This is a genomic window from Antribacter sp. NEAU-D49 (assembly GCF_057158775.1).
The window spans coordinates 65,989-85,247 of the sequence record NZ_JBXTSN010000015.1 but is presented as its reverse complement, the minus strand read 5'-3'; the positions used below and the strand labels follow the sequence as shown (position 1 = coordinate 85,247).

At 74.1% G+C, this 19,259-nt stretch carries 16 protein-coding genes and 2 tRNA genes; 5 read left to right on the top strand and 13 right to left on the bottom strand.

The annotated features are described in order from the left end of the window. The first annotated feature begins 74 nt into the window (after positions 1-74). Positions 75-1,604 (top strand): dihydrolipoyl dehydrogenase family protein, encoded by a 1,530-nt coding sequence (locus tag AC060K_RS13080; protein WP_483765831.1) that lies wholly within the window; start codon positions 75-77, stop codon positions 1,602-1,604. Positions 1,605-1,662: 58 nt separating this feature from the next. Next, the gene (locus AC060K_RS13075) at positions 1,663-2,574 is read left to right on the top strand and encodes an ATP-grasp domain-containing protein (RefSeq protein ID WP_483765830.1); all 912 of its coding nucleotides are present in this window, start codon (positions 1,663-1,665) and stop codon (positions 2,572-2,574) included. 70 nt (positions 2,575-2,644) lie between these two features. On the opposite strand, the gene AC060K_RS13070 is transcribed toward AC060K_RS13075, so the two are convergent. From AC060K_RS13070 to AC060K_RS13060, 3 genes are all read right to left on the bottom strand, one after another. Then, positions 2,645-2,720, bottom strand: a tRNA-His gene (locus AC060K_RS13070). Positions 2,721-2,803: 83 nt separating this feature from the next. After that, entirely contained in the window at positions 2,804-3,439 is a 636-nt protein-coding gene (orn, locus tag AC060K_RS13065) for an oligoribonuclease (protein WP_483765829.1), read from the bottom strand. 157 nt (positions 3,440-3,596) lie between these two features. Continuing rightward, entirely contained in the window at positions 3,597-3,743 is a 147-nt protein-coding gene (locus AC060K_RS13060) for a hypothetical protein (protein ID WP_483765828.1), read from the bottom strand. Positions 3,744-4,098: 355 nt separating this feature from the next. Between AC060K_RS13060 and AC060K_RS13055 the strand changes: the two genes are divergently transcribed. Both AC060K_RS13055 and AC060K_RS13050 read left to right on the top strand, forming a co-directional pair. Further along, positions 4,099-4,659 carry an ArsR/SmtB family transcription factor gene (locus tag AC060K_RS13055; RefSeq protein WP_483765827.1) on the top strand — a complete coding sequence of 187 codons (561 nt, stop codon included), beginning with the start codon at positions 4,099-4,101 and terminating at the stop codon, positions 4,657-4,659. Next, positions 4,656-5,900: an MFS transporter gene (locus AC060K_RS13050; RefSeq protein WP_483765826.1), complete on the top strand. Its 1,245-nt coding sequence runs from the start codon at positions 4,656-4,658 to the stop codon at positions 5,898-5,900. Before AC060K_RS13055 ends, AC060K_RS13050 begins: the two co-directional genes overlap by 4 nt. 24 nt (positions 5,901-5,924) lie before the next feature. On the opposite strand, the gene AC060K_RS13045 is transcribed toward AC060K_RS13050, so the two are convergent. The 10 genes from AC060K_RS13045 to AC060K_RS13000 form a co-directional block, all read right to left on the bottom strand. Continuing rightward, positions 5,925-6,854, bottom strand: a complete 930-nt coding sequence (locus AC060K_RS13045; protein WP_483765825.1) for an FHA domain-containing protein — start codon at positions 6,852-6,854, stop codon at positions 5,925-5,927. After that, on the bottom strand, positions 6,851-8,140 hold the full coding sequence (locus tag AC060K_RS13040) for a VWA domain-containing protein (RefSeq protein ID WP_483765824.1): 1,290 nt from the start codon (positions 8,138-8,140) through the stop codon (positions 6,851-6,853). Before AC060K_RS13040 ends, AC060K_RS13045 begins: the two co-directional genes overlap by 4 nt. A gap of 50 nt (positions 8,141-8,190) precedes the next feature. Beyond that, complete coding sequence (locus tag AC060K_RS13035) at positions 8,191-9,459, bottom strand: PP2C family protein-serine/threonine phosphatase (protein ID WP_483765823.1); 1,269 nt, start codon at positions 9,457-9,459, stop codon at positions 8,191-8,193. Then, the gene (locus AC060K_RS13030) at positions 9,456-11,774 is read right to left on the bottom strand and encodes a serine/threonine-protein kinase (protein ID WP_483765822.1); all 2,319 of its coding nucleotides are present in this window, start codon (positions 11,772-11,774) and stop codon (positions 9,456-9,458) included. Before AC060K_RS13030 ends, AC060K_RS13035 begins: the two co-directional genes overlap by 4 nt. After that, on the bottom strand, positions 11,771-12,934 hold the full coding sequence (locus AC060K_RS13025) for a hypothetical protein (protein WP_483765821.1): 1,164 nt from the start codon (positions 12,932-12,934) through the stop codon (positions 11,771-11,773). Before AC060K_RS13025 ends, AC060K_RS13030 begins: the two co-directional genes overlap by 4 nt. After that, positions 12,931-13,959: a glutamate ABC transporter substrate-binding protein gene (locus AC060K_RS13020; protein ID WP_483765820.1), complete on the bottom strand. Its 1,029-nt coding sequence runs from the start codon at positions 13,957-13,959 to the stop codon at positions 12,931-12,933. Before AC060K_RS13020 ends, AC060K_RS13025 begins: the two co-directional genes overlap by 4 nt. Then, on the bottom strand, positions 13,956-15,380 hold the full coding sequence (locus tag AC060K_RS13015; RefSeq protein ID WP_483765819.1) for a hypothetical protein: 1,425 nt from the start codon (positions 15,378-15,380) through the stop codon (positions 13,956-13,958). The genes AC060K_RS13020 and AC060K_RS13015 overlap by 4 nt, the downstream gene beginning before the upstream one ends. Further along, the gene (locus AC060K_RS13010) at positions 15,377-16,993 is read right to left on the bottom strand and encodes an AAA family ATPase (RefSeq protein WP_483765818.1); all 1,617 of its coding nucleotides are present in this window, start codon (positions 16,991-16,993) and stop codon (positions 15,377-15,379) included. The genes AC060K_RS13015 and AC060K_RS13010 overlap by 4 nt, the downstream gene beginning before the upstream one ends. 94 nt (positions 16,994-17,087) lie before the next feature. Next, a complete protein-coding gene (locus AC060K_RS13005; RefSeq protein WP_483765817.1) occupies positions 17,088-17,672 on the bottom strand; it encodes a hypothetical protein in 585 nt (194 codons plus the stop codon). Positions 17,673-17,688: 16 nt separating this feature from the next. After that, a complete protein-coding gene (locus tag AC060K_RS13000; RefSeq protein ID WP_483765816.1) occupies positions 17,689-18,906 on the bottom strand; it encodes a toxic anion resistance protein in 1,218 nt (405 codons plus the stop codon). Positions 18,907-19,143: 237 nt separating this feature from the next. On the opposite strand from AC060K_RS13000, the gene AC060K_RS12995 reads away from it, so the two are divergent. Then, positions 19,144-19,216 (top strand) — tRNA-Arg (locus AC060K_RS12995). The last annotated feature ends 43 nt before the right edge of the window (positions 19,217-19,259 follow it).

Below are 19,259 nucleotides of genomic sequence, written 5' to 3'. Positions count from 1 at the left end.
ACAGCCCAGGGTGCCCGACGACGGCGCGCGGCCCGGGCGTGGTGAACCTCGGCCCGGCGGGGCAGGATGGCGGCATGGATCCTGCTGAGGAGCTCTTCGACGTCGTCGTGATCGGGGGCGGCCCCGTGGGGGAGAACGCCGCCGACCGCGCCTCCCGGACCGGCCTGACGGTCGCGCTGGTCGAGGCCGAGCTGGTGGGAGGGGAGTGCTCCTACTGGGCGTGCATGCCCTCCAAGGTGCTGCTCCGCCCGGGTGCCGCTCGTGCCCTGGTCCGCGACGTCCCGGGTCTCGCCGACCCTGGCGCGCCCGACCCCGCGGCAGTCCTCGCCTGGCGCGACCAGGTGACGCACGACTGGGACGACGCGGGCCAGGTCGAGTGGGTCGAGGGTGCCGGGCTCACGCTGGTCCGGGGCCACGGGCGCCTTGCGGGAGAGCGGCTGGTGGAGGTGCTGCCGCCCGACGACGCGTCCGACGCCGGGCAGCAGGCCGGGCCAGGGGCGGCGCAGGACCGACGGCTGCTGCGCGCGCGGCACGCCGTCGTCGCGGCGACGGGGAGCGTCCCCGTGCTGCCGGAGGTCCCCGGTCTGGTCGAGGCAGAGCCGTGGTCCAGCCGGGAGGCGACGTCGGCCAAGGACGTCCCGGAGTCGCTCGTGGTGCTCGGCGGGGGCGTGGTCGCCACGGAGATGGCCACCGCCTACGCCGACCTCGGCGCCCAGGTGACGATCCTGGCGCGCGGCGGCCTGCTCGGCGCGGCGGAGCCGTTCGCCGGGGAGGCGGTCGCGGCGGCGCTCCGCGAGGCCGGCGTGGACGTTCGCCTGGGCGTCGAGGCGCGGTCGGTCCAGCGGGCCGACGACGGGACGGTCACGGTGACCCTGTCCTCGACCGAGGGCGGGGCCGACGACGCCACCGTGACCGCCGCCGAGCTCCTGGTGGCGACGGGACGCGTGCCCCGGACCGGAGACCTGGGCGTCGGCACCGTCGGGCTGGAGCCCACCGGGCCGCTCGACGTCGACGAGTCGATGCAGGTGCGCGGCGTGGCCGGCGGCTGGCTGTACGCCTGCGGCGACGTGACGGGCCGCGCGCCCACCACCCACCAGGGCAAGTACCAGGCCCGCGTGGCAGGAGACGTGATCGCGGCGCGGTACGGGACCGGCGGCGGGGAGGACGCGCCGACGCGGGGAGACCGGGCCCCCGGCGTCGGGCAGGAGGGTGCGCGCTGGAGCCGGTATGCCGCGACCGCGGACCACGTGGCCCGCACCCAGGTGGTGTTCACGCGCCCGCAGGTCGCGTGGGTGGGGTACACCGAGCGCGAGGCCCGCGACGCGGGGCTGCCCGCCCGGGCGGTGTCGTACGACCTGGCCTCGGTGGCCGGTGCCACCGTGACCGGCCGCGGGTACGCCGGAGAGGCCCAGGTGCTCGTCGACACCGAGCGTCGCGTCCTGGTGGGGGCCACGTTCGTGGGGCCGGACGCGGGCGAGCTGCTGCACGCCGCGACGATCGCGATCGTGGGCGAGGTGCCGCTCGACCGGCTCTGGCACGCCGTCCCCGCCTACCCCACGGTGAGCGAGGTCTGGCTGCGCTTCCTCGAGTCGTACGGGCTCTGACGTCCGTCGCGACGGGGGCTGGACGGGCGGGAGGCCGCCCGCAGATAGTCTGGCTCCCGTGACTTCGAACGCCCGTGTTGCCCTGGCCACCTGCTCCGCGCTGCCCGACCTGGACGCCGACGACCGTCCCCTCCTCGGTGCCCTCGTCGCCCGTGGCGTGGCCGCCGAGGCCGTCGTCTGGGACGACCCCGCGGTGGACTGGTCGTCCTACGACCTCGTCGTCGTGCGCTCCACCTGGGACTACTCGCCCCGCCGCGACGAGTTCCTGGCGTGGGCCGACTCCGTGCCGCACCTCCTGAACAGCGCCGACGTGCTCCGCTGGAACACCGACAAGCGCTACCTGCGGGTGCTCGAGGAGGCGGGGGTCCCGGTCATCCCCACCATCTGGCTGGACCCCGAGCGCCACCTCTCGAAGCGTGCGATCCACACGCGCATGCCCGCGTTCGGCGACTTCGTGGTGAAGCCGGTCGTCAGCGCGGGGGCCCAGGACACCGGCCGCTACCAGCCCATCTCGGCCGAGTCGCGCGCGCTGGCCATCAAGCACGCGAACGAGCTGCTCATCAGCGGCCGCTGGGCGATGATCCAGCCCTACGTCACCAGCGTCGACACGGCGGGCGAGACGTGCCTCGTCTTCGTGGACGGCGAGCTCACGCACGCCGCGCGGAAGAACGCGCTCCTGACCGGGCCGTCGCGCCCCGCGCAGAACCTGTACCAGGAGGAGGTCATGACGCCGTTCGAGGCGTCCGAGGCGCAGGTCGAGGTGGCCCGCCGTGCGCTGGCCGCTGCCGTGCAGGAGCTGGGCACCAGCGAGCCGCTGCTCTACGCCCGCGTGGACCTGGTCACGCGTGACGACGGCACCCCGATGGTCATCGAGCTCGAGCTCACCGAGCCGTCGCTCTGGATGCAGTTCTCGGGCGACGCCAAGGCGGCCGAGCGGCTGGCGGACGCGATCGTGGCCCGCCTGGCCTGATCCCTCGTGTGCCGCCGCACCGCGGCGGCACGCGAAAGGCCCCCTCGCCGCAGCGAGGGGGCCTTTTCCATGGGGTGAGTAACGGGACTTGAACCCGCGACCCCCTGGACCACAACCAGGTGCTCTACCAGCTGAGCTATACCCACCATGTCGTACTCGATCTGGACGAGAATCCGATGACCTCGACCGTCGAAAAGTGTACATGCTCCGGCGGTCGGCGCAGACCCGATTACGAGGTGGTGGACCGCTTCGTGACGGAGGTCTCGGTCACGCTCGCCGCCACGGCGCGCGCGGTGGCCGTGTCGGGGCCGGGCTGGGGGACGAACAGCGCCTCACGGTAGTAGCGCAGCTCGTCGATGCTCTCCAGGATGTCGGCGAGCGCGCGGTGCCCGCCACCCTTCTTGGGCGAGGCGAAGTAGACGCGCGGGTACCAGCGGCGGGCGAGCTCCTTGATCGAGGAGACGTCGATGATCCGGTAGTGCAGGTAGCCCACCAGGTCGGGCATGTCGCGGTCCAGGAACATCTTGTCGGTACCCACGGAGTTGCCCGCCAGCGGGGCCTTGCCGGGCTCGGTGACCCACTCGCGCACGTACTCCAGCACACGCTTCTCCGCCTCGGCGAGGGTGACCCCGCCGGAGAGCTCGTCGAGGAGGCCCGACGTGGTGTGCATGGTGCGGACGAAGTCGTTCATCTGCTCCAGGGCCGCTGCCGGCGGGGCGATGAGGACGTCCACGCCGTCGCCCAGCACGTTGAGCTCGGAGTCGGTGACGACCGCGGCGACCTCGACCAGCGCGTCGGCGCGCGTGTCCAGGCCGGTCATCTCGCAGTCGATCCACACGATGCGGTCGTTCGGGGTTGCACTCACGGGCACACTCTAGGCCGACCGGCCAGGGTCGGGCGCCGGGACGCCGCCGGCCGGGACCGTCCGGGCCGGGATGCGAGAAGGCCCCTCCTCGTCGCGGTGGCGACGGGGGAGGGGCCTGTCGGGTGAGACCTGGCCGGGGTGCCGGGGCACCGGAGGCTCAGGCGGTCCGGGCGGGCTTGCGGGTGCTGGCCGCACCGCGCCGACGACGGTCGAGCCGTCGCTGGGCGCTCGCCGAGCGCTCGGCGTCGCGGACCTGCTCGCGCTGCTCGATCCGGACGGAGTCGAAGATGGCCTGGAGATACATGGTGTGTGTGTCCTTCGGGTCGATCCGCTGGGTGCGCGGGTCTGGTGGTGGGCCCAGGTCGGGCCGGGTGCGGCGGAGTGTTTCCGTCGTGTTACATCCTCACCGGAATCGGGCATGTCCACAACGTGACGTCGAGCACGGTGTGCCCGATATAGGGCGGGATGGCGCGCGCGAATGCCCGGCTTTCTGCCGGATTGGGGTGGCGCGATCCCTACTCTCGCAGGTTACGGCTGTGTTGCGCACGACATTTTCCGGAGGGCTCTCCGGGCCGCTCGGGGGGCGGTGACGGATCGATCAAGGTTCCTTGCTAAAGAACCCTTGCGCAAGGTGTCTTTAGCGTCCTAGGATGGGCGTCATGTCCGAGACCGTCGCGAGCAACCCCGAGAACATCCGGGCGCTCACCCACCCCATCCGGCTCAAGCTGCTCAACCTGTTCGGACCGGAGCAGGAGCTCACCGCGACCGAGTGCGCCGAGCGCATCGGGGAGTCCGTGGCGAGCTGCTCGTTCCACCTGCGCCAGCTGGAGAAGTACGGCTTCGTCGAGCGGGCCGAGCCGCGCGGGAAGGAGCGCCCGTGGCGCTCCTCCGGCAGCTTCAGCGTGCGGCCCGACTTCGCGGTCCCCGGGTCCGTGGACGCCGCCAAGGCGTTCGCCACCGTCTACCTCGCCGAGCAGTTCGCACGGATCCAGGGGTGGGTCGCGGCGGTGGACGGGGCCGACGCCGCCGAGGTCCTCGCGACGACCCAGACCAGCCAGGCGTTCTGGGCCACCCGTGAAGAGCTGGACCAGCTGTCGCGGGAGCTCGACCGGATCACCGACCGGTTCGCCGGGCGCAGCGACCCGGCGCAGCGACCCGAGGGCGCTCTCCGCGCCCACTTCTTCGGCGCCACCTACTTCGAGACCGAGGAGCGAGCATGAGCACTCCCGTCGACCCCGCGGCCGACACCGGGGCCACGACCCCCGGCGTCTCGGACGCTGCCGACCCCAAGGCCGCCCTGCGGACCCCGGTCTTCCGGACCCTGACCGTCGGCTGGGCGCTCTCGAACTTCGCCGACTCGGTCCTCACGCTCATCCTGGCGGTCTGGGTCACCGATCTCACGGGCAATGCCGCCCTGGGCGGCGCCACCTTCGCCCTGCTCGGCATCCCTGCCCTCGCCTCGCCGTTCCTCGGCCAGCTCGCCGACCGCTTCTCCCGCCGCCGGCTCATCGCCCTCGCCTACGCCGGTGGCGCGGCGTCCCTGGTTCCCCTGCTGTGGGTGCACGACGCGAGCCAGGTCTGGGTGGTCTACCTGGTGACGGTCCTGTACTCGTCGGTCGCCTACGTGACCGGGGCCTGCCAGTCCGGTCTGCTGCGGGACCTGATGCCGGACGAGGCCCTGGGGCACGCCAACGGGCGGCTGTCGATGATCGACCAGACGTTCCGGATCGGCATGCCGTTCGTCGGGGCCGGCGTCTACGCGTTCGCCGGCCCGGTACCGCTCGTGGTCAGCACGATCCTCGCCTTCGCCGGCGCGGCAGGTGTCTTCGCCCTGGTGCGCCTCACGGAGTCGGCGCACGAGCCCGCCGCCGAGGTCGAGCCGTACCTCGCGCGGCTCACCGCAGGCTTCCGTCACCTGTTCGGCACGCAGCCGCTCGCCGGCCTCACGGTGGCGACGCTCGGGGCCATGGCGGCGACCGGCCTCATCAACGCGGTCGCCTTCGCCCTCCTGGAGGGCGTGGGCATCCCCAGCGCCTGGCTCGGTCCGGTCACCGTGCTGCAGGGCATCGCCGGGTTCGTCGCCGGGCTCGTCACGCCGCGGCTCATGGACCGCTTCGGCCGGGTTCCCGTGCTCGCGGGCGGGCTCGTGGTGGCCGGGCTCGGCATGGCGCTGATGACGCTCGAGGTGCTGGTCGTGACGGTCGCGGCCATGGCGCCGCTGGGGTTCGGCATCACGATGACCGTCATCGTCTACGTGACGGAGCGCCAGATCAGCACCCCGGCGCGCCTGCAGGGCCGCACGGCAGCGGCGAGCCACCTGCTCAACAACTTCCCCGCGGTGATCTTCACGCTCCTGGGCGCGGCCCTGCTCGCCGTGGTCGACTACCGGGTCCTCGTGGCGGTGAACGCGGCGGCGCTCATCGCCTTCGGCCTGTTCGCGGCACGCCTGCGCCGCGCCTGACCCCGCTCGGGGAGGGGCAGGGCGTCAGGCCTCGCCCGGCAGCGCCTTGCGGATCACGAGCCGGGTCCAGCCACCCAGGAAGACCCGGTCGCCGTCGGCCACCTCGCGGCGCTGGCCGGGGGTGATCGGGTCGTCGGGCAGCGGCTCGCCCGCGGCGGCGACGTACGTCCCGTTCGCCGACTGCAGGTCTTCCACCCACCAGCGCTGCCCGTCCGACGACAGCTGGCAGTGCCGGCGGGACACCCCCGCGTCGGTGCCGCAGTCGATGTCGGGATGGATGCCCCGGGACTTGGACGGCCGGCCCACGAGCAGGCTGCGCTGCCGCAGCGTCACCAGGCCCGGCAGGCCCGGCGACGGCATGGGGTCCTCGGGTCGTTCGTGCGCGTACCAGTCCGGATCGATCCAGACCTCGGCCACCCAGGTGTCGGGGCCGGGAACGGCGGGCGCCGCGAGCCCGCCTGTGCCCGACGACGGCGCCTCGCCTCCCCCGGCGGACCCGCCAGGTCCCGGGGTCGCGCCAGAACCCTGGCCCGCGCCCGCCGGGGGCGGCGGGCTCACGACGGCCTGGCCGCTCTCCGGGGAGACCTCGGCCGGGTCGGCCGGTGCCCCCGGTGCGTGCACCGGGCCCGCACCGGGCCGGCCGAGGTCATCGAGGTCCAGGGCGGACGGCGGCGGGGTGGGGACGGCCGGCGTGCCGGTGGTGAAGTCGTATCCGCAGTTCTCGCAGAACAAGGACCCGGAGGGGGACAGCTCGTCGCACTGCGGGCACGTCACCGGGCCGCTGCCGCCCGAGCCGGCCGCCGAGGGCGCGGCCCCGCCCGCCGCCGGACCCGCCGCGGGGCCCGGTGCCGGGCCCGACGGCGCCGCGGACGCAGCCGCCGCGATCGGCGCACCGCAGACGTCGCAGTAGTCCGTCGACGTGCTGGTGTGGCCCTCCGGGCAGACGACGCTCATGACTTCCGGACCCGGGTGGTCTTGGTCGACGCGGTGTCCAGGGCCATCTCGTCGAGCTTGGCGGTGTTGCGCTTCAGCCGGACGGTGCCCTGCTCCTCGTTCTCCACCTCCACGATCTTGCGCAGGCGCGAGGTGGCCTCGTCGTTGCCCGTCTCGGCGGCGAGCTGGACCGCACGGCCGAGCTTGACGGTGGCCGTCGCTTCGTCGCCCGCGGCCTTCGCGGCGAGACCTTCCTGGATCACGGACGCCAGCTCCGCCTGGCCGGTGTAGTGCGCGACCTCGGGGCTGATGCGCGTGGTGAGCGCGTCGTCGTCGGACCACCTGGCCTTGACCAGGCCGGACGCGACCACCTCGCCGCCGACCGCGAGCTGGACGCGGGCCGCGAGCTGCTCGGAGCCCACCGGGCGCGACGCGACGCGGACCGCGACGTGATAGTCGCGGGACTCGTCGCCCCAGGCGCCCGTGGGGTACGCGCCGGTGAGGGGGTTGACCTCGCTGCGCCGCGCGGTGAGGTCTTCCACGGTGGGGGCGACCTGGCGCACGAACAGCACCTGCGCGCCCTGGGGCGCCCAGACCCGGAGGTCGGCCGCCGCGACGCCGCGCGACATGGACTTCTGAACCAGCGCGGCGAAGTCCTCCGCGATGTCCTCAGGCTGCGCGATGAGGTCCACGGTGCCGAGCAGTGCGGTGGAGATCTTCCGGAGCTCCTCCACGACCCAGCGGTCGCCGACACCCCGGGCGTCGCACTGGAAGTGGCCCGTGACCTGCTGGATCACGCGGTCGAGGTTGACCGTCGCCTCGGACTCGTTCTTGCCGTCGGTCAGGAGGATCGCGTGCTTCTGCGTGGCGGGGACCGTGGCGAACAGGTCGTCGGCCAGGCGCAGCCACGTGGAGATGGCGGTGCCGCCGCCGGGCGCCATGCGGGCGATCGCCCGCTTGGCCTCCTCACGCGCCCCGGGCTCCATGGCCACCATCGAGACGCGCGCGTTGGGGTAGGGGAAGATCCGCTCGGCCACGTGCGAGCCGCCGACCACGGCGAACCACGTGCCGTCGGCGATCTGGTCCACGGCCACCGCCGCGGCGTGCTTGGCCGACTCCATGTTGCGGCCCTGCATCGAGCCCGACGTGTCGACGATGATGATCTCGGCGGTGGAGCCGTCGCTGGTGGAGCCGACGCCCCCCGCGGTCCCCGCCCCCGAGCACGTGACGGTCACGATCGCGTGCACGTCCGTGGCGCCGTCGGAGAGGAACTCGTTCTGGAAGACCTCGGCGGTGAAATCGGCCACTGTGGGCTCCTTCGGGTTCAGGTGACTAGCAGGCTATCGAAGTCGGACGGTCACGGTGCGGCGGGAGCCGGCTGGCCCGTGGAGATCTGGTCGCGCCCCGTGGGGACGAGGCGTGCGAGCGCGGCGGTGATGTTGTCGCGCCCGCCCTGCTCGTTGGCCCAGCGCACCAGCGCGCCCGACATGGCGAGCGGCTCTCCGGCGTGCTCCTGCTCGACCCGGTGCACCAGGTCGAGCATGTCGCCCGCGGGCGAGCAGTAGTTCCAGAGCCCGTCCGAGCAGACGAGCAGCCAGCCGGGTCCCCGGGCCACCGTCGCGGCGCAGTGGGCGTCGGCGTCCGGGGCGTCCGGACCCAGCCACCGGGTGATGGCGTGCGCCTGCGGCGCGTTCTCGGCCTGCTCGCGCGGGATGCCGGCGGCGATCATCTCCTGCGCCCACGAGTCGTCGACGCTGAGCTGCTCGGCCTCGCCGGAGTCGGGGAGCCAGTAGACGCGCGAGTCGCCGATCCAGCCCGCGACCACCAGGTCGCCGTCCACGACGGCCGTCGCGAACGTGCACGACGGCGGCTCGCGGACCGGGTCCTGGGGGGAGCGCCCGGCCGCGATCGTCGCGGCGGCCTCCACGACCGCCGCGCTCGCCGCCCGCGACGAGGCCACGAGCGCGTCCGTCCAGCCGGCGATGCGCGCGGACGTGCCGCCGGCCACGGGCGCGCCCGATGCCGGGGAACCGCCCGGGCCGTAGGTCACCAGCACGTCGCGCGCCGCTCGCGACGCGGCCAGCGAGGCGACGTCGGAGTCCGGCGCGCTCGACACGCCGTCGCACACCACGAGCGCCGCGAAGCGGTCCGGGCTGGTGCCGGGGGCGGGTCCCGTCGCGAGCGCCATCGCGTCCTCGTTGCGCGCGTGCCGGATGCCCCGGTCGCACACGCCGGCCACCCAGGACGCGGGCTGCTCCTCGAAGTGGTCCCGCTCGGACTGTGCGGGCGTGCCGCACGCCTCGCAGTACCCGTCGGCCGCGACGCGGCCCCCGCAGGAGGCGCAGGGCCGGGCCGCGGCCACCACGCCGGAGTCGGGGTCGGGGTCGAGCACGGTGGCCGACGGCGGCGCCGCTGCCTCCTGGGCCTCGCCCGGGCGTGCCGTCAGGCCCGGGTGCGGGGGCCCGCCGGGGGCGCCGTCGGGTGCCGGAGGCGTGAGGCTGGTGCCGCAGCCCTCGCAGAACCGTGCTCCCGGTGCAGCGACCTCGCCGCACTGGGGGCACGTGACGACCGCGGCCGTGTCGGTGCTCATCTCGCTGCCTGTCTCCTTGCTGGTGGGATCGCTCATCGCAGCGTCCAGCGCCGGACGGCGTTGGCCCGGTCGACGAGCGTGACGCGCTCCGCCCGGTCCTCGCTGAGGTGCGCCAGGTGGCGCAGCGCCTGTTCGAGGCCGTCCCGGAGTGCCGGTTCCGTGGCCTCCGCGTCACCGACCCGCAGCCCCGGCTGGGCGCCCTCGCGGATCACCAGGTCTAGCGCCGAGGTGAGGGCGTCGACCGTGACGAGGGTGCGCTGGCGGTCGGGCACGGGAGCGCCCTCCAGCCCCGACACGCCGTCGGCCAGCGCGGGGAGCCCTCCGCCGGAGCCGACGAGGATCCGCGCGCGCTGGAGCCGCGAGTCACCGTAGGAGCTGCGCGTGGGGCCCACGAGGTCGAGCGCCCGGAGGGCGCCCTCGTGGTCGTCCGCACCGGAACGGATGCGGGCCAGGCCGAACGCGGCCGGGCCGATGTAGTTGGCGTCCGAGCGGGCGCAGACCATGTAGAGCTGCTCGGCGATGCCGGGCTCGCCCGAGAGCTCGCAGGCGGTGGCCAGCGCCAGTTTGGGTGCGAGCTCACCCGGGACCTGGCCGTAGACGGCGTTGAACGAGGCGCGTGCCCCGGTCGGGTCGCCGGTCGCCATGAGGTGCAGGCCCTGCATCCAGGCCGCGCGCCACTCCCAGGGGTCCTCCTCGAGGATCGCGGCCACGACCTGGGCCACCTGGTCGCCCCGGCGGGCCTCGATGGCCGCCCGCGCCGTGGCGAGCCGGACCTCGACGGTCTGCTCCGGAGCTCGTTCCAGGGCGGCGATCCGCGCCTCCGGGTCGGCCACGTTGACGCCGACGAGCCAGCTGGCCATCGGGTCGCCCGGGTCCACCTTGAGGGTGGGGAGCTGGTCCCACGAGAGGGGGTGGTCGGCCTCGTCGGTGAGCGGGGCGTCGAACAGCACGGACGTGGCCGACGCCGTCGCGGCGTGACCCGCTCCCTTGTCGGTGGCCACGACCTCGCGGAGGACGCCGAGCAGTTGGCCGCGGGCCTCGTCCACGGTGGCGAACCGGTCGGCCGGCTCCGGGGCGCACGCCTTGGCGAGCCAGCGGTAGAACGAGTCGTACTTCTGGAAGACGGGCGTCTCGGAGACGGGCGGGAGCGACGCCGCGTAGACGGTGGTGTTCCCGCGGAAGTCGAGCACCAGGGACGCGAGCGTGCGGCCGAGCGTGAAGATGTCGGACGCCACCGACGGGCCCAGCTCGGGCACCTCCGGCGCCTGGTAGCCCACCGTGCCGAAGATCGCCGACGTCAGGTCGTCGGCACGCCGGACGCCGCCCAGGTCGATCAGCTTCACGCCGTCGCCCTGCGCGATGATGTTGTCGGGCTTGAAGTCGCAGTACAGCAGGTCGTGGTCGTGGAGGTAGGAGAACGCGGGCAGCACCTCGAGCAGGTACGCGATCGCCTGGTCCACGGGGAACGGGTCGTTGACACCGTTGTTGGCGTCGCGCCGCTCCGCGAGCATCTGCTTGAGGGAGCGCCCGCCCACGTACTCCATGACCGTGTAGCCCGCGCCCTCGTGCAGCGCGAAGTTGTAGATCTCGACGATCAGCGGGTGCTCCACCTCGGCGAGGAACTGGCGCTCGGCCACCGCCGCCTCGTACGCGTCCTTGTCGCCCGAGTTCAGCAGGCCCTTGAGCACCACCCACCGGCCGTTGACGTTACGGTCACGCGCCAGGTAGATCCAGCCGAGGCCGCCGTGCGCCAGGCAGCCCACCACCTCGTACTGGCCGCCCACCAGGTCGCCCGGGTTCAGCGTGGGCGTGAAGTCGTAACGGGTGCCGCAGTGCCCGCAGAACCCCGCGGAGCGGCCGGGCACGCCCTCGCGCGACCGGCCCACGGGCTCACCGCACGAGGGGCAGTACCGCTTGCTCTCGGCCAGCTCCGGGACCGCCATGACAGCTTGGAGGGGGTCGGTCACCGGCGCCGGGGGGACCGTCGTCAGGCCCGCGCCGAGGCGGTGACCGCGCAGCCGGGTGGAGCCCGTCCCGATCCTGCGTGTCGCCCGCGTGCCGCCCGCCGTGGTGCGGGCGGAGCCGATCGCCACGCTCGCCAGCCGCGCCGAGCTCGTGCGCCCGGTGGCGGCCTCGCCCATGGGCGAGATCGCCGACGTGCCGAGCCCGGCGGTGCCCAGCCCTGACGTGCCCAGCGCGGCCGCGCCGCCCACCGGCGTGGTGGAGCTGCCTGCGGGGGCGGCCGACGCCGCCCCCGCGCCGCTGCCGCCCGCGGGCGACCCGCAGACGTTGCAGTAGCCGTCCTCGATGGTGCCGGTGCAGCCCGGCTCGACGCAGGTCTCGGTCGTCATCGGTGTCCTTCCGGGAGGTCGCGCACGAGGACCTCCAGCTGGTCGACGAAGTGGCGGGCGAGCGCCAGGTCGCACGGAGTGGTCTCGAGGGCCTCGCGGGCCTCCGCGGTGCCGGCGACCACGGTCGCCGAGGCCGCGCGGCCGTTGCGGTCGGCACGGTTCAGGAGCCCCTTGACGCGGAACCGCAGCTCGGCGCGCTCGCGGAGGGGCGAGGTGTACGCCTCTTCGCACGCGTCGAGGGCGCGCTCCACGGCGCCGAGGCGCTCCACGTAGGTAGCGAGGGCGTCCCGGTCGGTCGGCACCTCGCCCAGGCGGTGCACGTCGGGGACGGCGAGGCGCGGCGGCGCCACGATCTCGCGGCGGCACCGCTCGGCGACCTCCGCGAGGACGGGTGCCCTGGCCGCCAGGGTCTCGCGCAGCGCGACGGCGCGCTCCCGGTCCCGGGCGAGCGACCGGCGTCGGGCACCGGCAACGATCAGGTCGCGCTCCGTGCGGGCGATCTCCGCCTCGAGCTCGGCGAGCGGCCCGGTCACGTCGGCGCCCCGGGCCGCGTCCGCGCGGACCTTGCCCAGCCGGTCGCGCAGGCGGGCCACACGGGCCACGTCGTCACCGCGGGCCGCGTCCTCGGCGCGGGCGATGCCCGCCGCGACCGTGCGGACGCGGGTGGCGAGGTCGGCGGCGTGCGGGTCGTAGGAGAGGCGGGTGGCGAGCTGGCCCGCCAGCGCGTCGCACAGCCGGGCCGCCTCGACCAGCGAGAGCAGCGAGGTCGCGGGGTCGCCGCCCAGGCGGCCCCACACGAGCTGCGACATGCGTTCCCGGTCGACAGCGCTCGCCCGGCCCGAGTCCCAGACCCGGACCAGCTCGTCCGTACGGGTGCGCACCGCCTGCCAGAGCGTGAGCGCGAGGACCACGTCGGCGGTGAATGCCGACGGGTCTGCCGACCGGCGCGCGGCGGCGTCGAGCCGGTCGAGCTCCGCCCGGCGCGCGTCCAGCCACGCCTCGAGGTCGGTGAGGTAGGTGAGCAGGGCGCGAGGCTCCGCGGCGATGCCGAGGCCCCCGGGCGCCTGGGGGGCGTGGACCGCCGACCCGGCGCCCGCGGGAGCGCCCGGGCCGGCACCCACGGAAGCGCCCGGCGAGGCTGCCGAGGCGCTCTGGGTCACGGCACGCGTCCGTACACGGGCGTCGGCGGGGCCGGGGCGGCACCGAGCACACCCAGCCACGTGGAGTAGCTGGTGGCCCAGGTCCCGTCCGCCTTCATGCGCTCCAGCACGCCGTTCACGAAGCGCACAAGGTCCACCTGGTCGGCCGGCATCCCCACGCCGTAGGGCTCGTCGCTGATCGCGGCGCCCACCACCTTGGCGTACGGGTCCTGGGCGGCGAAGCCGGCGAGGACCGTGTCGTCACCCGTGATCGCGTCGACCTTGCCCTGCTGGAACAGGACCAGGCACCCGGTGTGCGTCGCGGCCGGCACCGCCTCGATGTCTTCCCACTGCGACAGGCGCTCCAGCGTGGTGGTGCCCTCCGGGGCGCAGACCCGCCCGCCCGCGAGGTCGGCCACGCCCGTGGCCGTGGAGTCACGCGGCACGAGCACCTTCTGCCCGGAGTGGAAGTACTCCGCGGAGAACGCGACGGACTCCCAGCGGTCGCAGTTGATGGTGAACGCGCGGACCACGAGGTCCACCTCGTGGTTCTCCAGGACGGGGAGGCGCTGGCCGGAGGTGATCACGCGGAACTGGATCCGGTTCGGGTCGCCGAAGATCGCGCGCGAGACCTCGCGCGCGACGTCCACGTCGAATCCCTCGATCTGGCCGGTGAGCGGGTTGCGCGCCCCCATGAGCAGGGTGTCCGCGGACACGCCCACCCTGAGCACGCCGCGGTCCCGGATGGCTGCCATGGTGCTCCCGGCAGGGAGCGCGTCGGGGCCGGGCAGCGGGCCCTCCGGTGCGTAGGACGCGACCGGGAGGGTGCCGTCGTCGCACGCCTCGACCGCGGCGGGGACACCGCCTGGCGTGGTTCCCGTGGCGGCCGCCGCCCCGGCCTCGGTCCCTGCCTCCGCCTGGGCCTGCGCCTGCAGCCGGATGGCGGCCACTCCCGCGGGCACCTCGGACGACGGCGCGCAGGCCGCGGTCCCGGCCAGCAGCGCGGTAGCGAGCGCGAGCGACAGCGTGCGCCTGATGCCCCTCATCGGTACTCCTTCATTCGCACGTTGACCCCGGACGCCGCGAGGACCGCGGCGACGAGACCTGCCAGGAGGGCGACCCACGCCGCCGTCGCCGAGGTCCCGGCGGCCGACCCGAGCCGGTCGTCGACCTCCTGCCCGGAGGCCGTGATGTCGTCGCGGACCTGCTGGGCGAGCGCGTCGAACGCGGCCGCCGCGGTGCTCTCGCCGGACGCGGTGGCCGCGGCGACCGCACCGTCCCAGTCGCCCCCGTCGTCCAGGGCCCGGATCTCCTGGTGCTTCGCCACCCACTCGTCGAGCAGCGCGGAGGACGTGCCGCCCAGCTGCCCGTCCGCGGTGGCCTGCTCCAGGATCTGCGCCGCGGAGAGCGGGCAGACGGCCAGCGCCTCGGCGAAGGCCTCGTCCGCGAGCTGCTCGGCCGACAGGGCCGACGTGTCGGTGCAGGCGACGAAGCGGTTCTCGTACGCCTGGCCCGAACCGCGCTTGATCAGGGTGAAGCTCTCCATGGATTTTGCGTCCGTGGCCTGGGCGAGGGCCTGCGACGACGTCACGACGGCGCCGTAGGGCCCGTCGTTGACGCCGCGTGCCACGCCGTTGCCTCCCACGACCGCCGCGGTCACGACCACGGCGCCGACGAGCGCCGCGGCGGTGCCCAGGACGAGGCGCACGTTGAGCACGCGGTGCGTGCGCCGGGCGAGCCACACCTGCACGCCGACGAGCACGACGAGGCCGAGCCACACGAGCGCGAGCAACGTCTGGGTGAAGGCGACCGACGACTGCCCGTCCTCGACGCGCTGAGCCGTCTCGCCGGCGACCTGGTCGAGCGTGGGCAGCGTGCCGGACCGGAGCGTCGCGGACGCCTGGTCGAGGTAGGCGGCCCCGACGGGGAAGCCCTGCCGGTTGTTCGCGCGGGCCGACTCGACCAGTCCCGCGTACTCCTGGATGGCGCTGCCGACGCTCTGCAGGCCGGTGTCCTCGGGCGCGCCGGCGGCGAGGCGGGGGACGGCCTGGGCCGCGGAGTCCATCGCGTCCTCGTACCGGGCGCGTGCCTCCGCGGGCTCGAGGCCGCCCACGAGGAAGGCGTTGGTGGCCGTCGCGTCGGCCGACACGAGGTCGTTGCGCAGCTCCTGCGTGCCCACCAGCTGGGCCGCGTCGGTCCGCACACCGTCGAGGGCACCTGACTGACCGATCCCCGCGACGAAGCCCATGGCCCCCAGCCCGACGCTCGCCACGACGGCGATCACCGACGCCAGGGCGAGCCGCCCGGGCGTGTCGCTGAGGCGGCGTGCGAGCCGCGAGCGGCCCGCGGGCGCGGTCCGGCCGGGCCCACCACCGGTTGCGGCGGGCGTGCCGGCCCCCGGTGCGGCTGCGGCACCGGCCGCGGCGGCACCGGGTGCCGCACCCTGCGGCGACGTGGTGACTGTCATGCGGGCTCCTCGTCCTCGGTGATGCTGTCGTGCTCGGTTCCCGGCTCTGTGACGGCCCGCACACTACCGGCCGCCTCCGACAACGCACCCGCTGGGGCGCGCTGGTCGCCGGACCCGATGTCGACGACGTCCTGCAGGTCCTCCGGCAGGAGGTGACGGAGCTGGTCCACGGTGGGCGCGGCGACGTCGCGCAGGCGCCACGCGTGGCGGGCCACCGCGGCGTCGAGCATGTTGCGCGCCCAGCGGCCGTTGCCGAAGCCCTCGCCCCGCGGCTCGTGGGCGACGAGCTCGGCGAAGCGCTCCAGCGTCTCCGGCAGCGGCTCGAAGTCGGCCTTGCGGGCGAGGAGCGCGAAGATGTCGCGCAGCTCGTGGTCCGTGTAGTCGTCGAACACGATCGTCTTGGCGAACCGCGACTCCAGGCCCGGGTTCGTCGCGACGAACCGCGCCATCGGCAGCGGGTAGCCGGCCACGACGACCACCAGGTCGTCCCGGTGGTCCTCCATGTCCTTGACCAGCGTGTCCACGGCCTCCTTGCCGTACTGGTCCTCCGCCAGGGCGTACGCCTCGTCGATGAACAGCACGCCGCCGAGGGCGCGCTGCACCACCTCGGTGGTCTTGGTGGCGGTCTGGCCCAGGTAGCCGGCGACGAGCTCCGAGCGGTCCACCTCGACGAGGTGGCCCTTCTCCAGGAGCCCCAGGGCGCGGTAGATCCCCGACACGAGCCGGGCGACGGTCGTCTTGCCCGTCCCCGGGTTGCCAACGAAGACCAGGTGACGGGTCATGGACGGCTTGGTCAGGCCCGCCTCGGTGCGCAGGCGCTCCACGCGGAGCAGCTCGGTCTGGCGCCGGATCTCGGTCTTCACGCGCGCCAGGCCGATCAGGCCGTCGAGCTCGGCGAGCAGCTCCTCCAGCGACTTCTGCGGCACCTCCGGCTCCGGGGGCGACGGAGGCTCGCCCGCCGCTGCGGTCTCGCCTCCCGTGGAGGGTGCGCCGGGCGTCGTCGGCCCGGGGTGGGCGGACGGTGAGGGCGGCGCGGTGCCCGCGGGGGTGTGGCGGCCGAGCGCGTCGAGGATGGAGTCGACGGACGGGACGCCGGGCGGCAGCGTGGAGCCGGTGAGGCGGCCGAGATCGAGGTCGGCCGCGCGCAGACGGCCCGGGCCGGACGTGCTCGGGGCCGGCCCGCCCGGTGCAGGCGTCGTGCCTGCCGCCGCCGACCTGTGGACCGCCTTGGTGCCCTCGGCCGCGGCGATCGCGCTGATGCTGGGCTCGCCGAGGGCTGCCGCGGCGTCGACCACCGTGGCCAGCGACTCGGCGTAAGCCGCGGCGTGCGGGGAGCCGTCGGCGAGCAGGCGGGCGAGCAGGTCGGTGGGCGCGGAGCGCCAGCGGCGGGCGGTGATCGCCGCGTCGAAGAAGGGCTGGAGCGACGCGGCGGCGCTGTTGCCGTGCGGCCGGCCGGTGGCCTCCAGCCAGGCCTGCGGGGCGCGGGGCGACGACTCCGCCACGGCGGCGGCCAGCCGCTCGGCCTCGGCGCGCGCGGCGTCCGGCCCTACTCCGGCGGTCTCGCCCAGGGCAGCGTGCGCGTCCAGCGCCGCGGCGAGGCCGGAGACGCTCACCGGGTGCCCTCGGATGCGCGCGAGACTGCTTCCAGAGCCGCGGAAGAGGCCGCAGACGATCCTGGAAGCAGCCTGGCGCGCACACCTCGTCGCGTCACTGCGTCGGCTCCGGCGGGCGGAGGGCGGAGCCGTCGTCGTCCCCCGAGCCCGTGCCCGGCTGCGGCGGCGTCGGCAGCGAGGGCAGGGAGAGCCCCGAGCTGCCGAACTTCTCCTGGAGGAACATGCCGTGCGCCACGAGCGCCACCGCGTCCTGGCGGGAGACGGCGTCGGAGATCCGGCCCAGCACGTTCGTCAGCAGGTCGAGCTGGTCGCAGAGGACGTACAGCGCCGGCTTGGCGCCGTTGACGGGCCGTGTGTTCGCGAACTCCCGCGGAAGGCGCGCGTAGTTGTTCACGGCCTCGGGCAGGTAGCTCGTCGCCGTCGCCACGACCGTGTGCGCCTGCTGCGAGCCGGCACCCAGCCGGTCGAGGCGAGGCGCCATCTCGTGGACCACCGCGGCCACGCGGCGCACGCGTGCCGTGATCACCGAGGGGACGCTGGCGGCCACCCGGGCCTCGACCGCGTCGACGGCGGCCAGCAGGTCGTCCGTGGTGGGCGGAGCCGGGACGCCCGGCTCCGGCGTGGTGCTGCTCGGCTCGGTGCCGGACAGCCGGCCGAAGAACTCATCCAGCCATCCCATGCGCGAGCGGTCCCCCTCAGAGCTGGTTCAGGTCGAGGGAGCCGCTCGCGACACCCTCGGTGCTCGAGCGGCGGGCCCGCTCCAGGTACTCCTGCGACTTGGCGGTCTCCGTCTGGAGCACGCCGATCGTCTGCGACATGGAGTCGAGGGCGCGCGTCTTGAAGTCGCTGATCGAGTCCATGGTGGCGTAGATGTTCTGGAACGCCGCCTGCAGCTGCGGCAGGCCGATCGTCGCGCTCGCTGCCTGCTCCTGGATGCTCGCGGACTGGTCGGCCAGCATCTTCGACGTGGCGGCGATCATGTTCGACGTGGTGGTGTTGAGCGCGCCGATCTGGTCCAGGACCAGCTTCTGGTTCGCGAGGGCCTGGGCCACGATGACCGCCGTGCGGAGCGCCGAGACGGTCGTGGTGGTGGCGCGGTCCACGCCCTTCACCAGCTCCAGGTTGTTCTTGATGATGATGTCGATCGCGAGGTAGCCCTGGATCGAGACCGCGAGCTGGGTGAGCAGGTCCTGGTGCTTCTGACGCACGTAGAACAGGACGTCCTCCGAGAGGGCCTTGGCCTTGTCGGGGTCGGCGACCTGGATCTCCGCGATCTTGGCGCTCAGCTGCGCGTCGAGCCGCTCGGCCACGTAGATGTACTGGTTGAGCCGGGCCATCGTGTCCCAGAGGTTCTGCTTCTCCAGGTTCAGCGCGGCGTTGTCCTTGCGCAGCTCGTCCTGCCCGTTGTAGAGGGCCTGGATGATGGCGTTGAGCTGGGTCTGCGCCGACTCGTAGCGGCGGAAGTAGTCCTGGATCTTGTCGCCGAACGGGATGATGCCGAGCAGCTTCTTGCCGACGCTCGCCTCGGACGGGTCGAGGTCCTCGACGGTGCGGCGCAGCTCGAGGAGGGTCTGGCCCACCTTGGAGCCGTCGGCGAGGCCGCCCTCCTTGAGCGCCTTGACGGGCGTCTGGAGCAGGCGGTTCGACGAGTCGGCGGCCTGGCGGATGTCCTGGTCGCCCATGGTCCGCACGTCGTCGGCCCGGGCGGCGAACTCGGGGGAGCGGGTGTCGCTCGACAGCAGCCCGTCCAGATACGTGGCGACCTTCTTGTCCAGCGCAGGCGCGACGGCGGCGTCCACCTTGGGGGCCATCGCCGGGGCCTTCGTCGCCGCGACGGGCGCGACCGGGTCGGGGGCCGTGAGCACCAGCGTGGGCGCGGGCGGCTCGAGCGGAGCGGGTGCTGCCTCGGTCATCGATGATCCTCCGGTCGTGCGGCCGATCGTGCCGCGAGTATAGCCGCGGCGGACCGTCCAGAGCTGGGGACTTCTCCCCTGGTGCGGCCGGCCGAGGCCGGGTTCTGGCAGGTCAACGCGCGGGGGAGCCCAGTGGTGCCCGGCGGGGTGGATGAAGGTTGGGCGCCGACGGGAACCTGCTCGCCGCGTGGCCGTGATCCCGCCCGGTCCCGACCGATAGCTACGATGTGACGTGCTGCCCCGGTAGCTCAGCGGATAGAGCAGGAGCCTTCTAATCTCCCGGTCGGGGGTTCGAGTCCCTCCCGGGGCACGCAGGTGATGACGCGGGACATCGTCCCGAGGTGTCTCGCGTC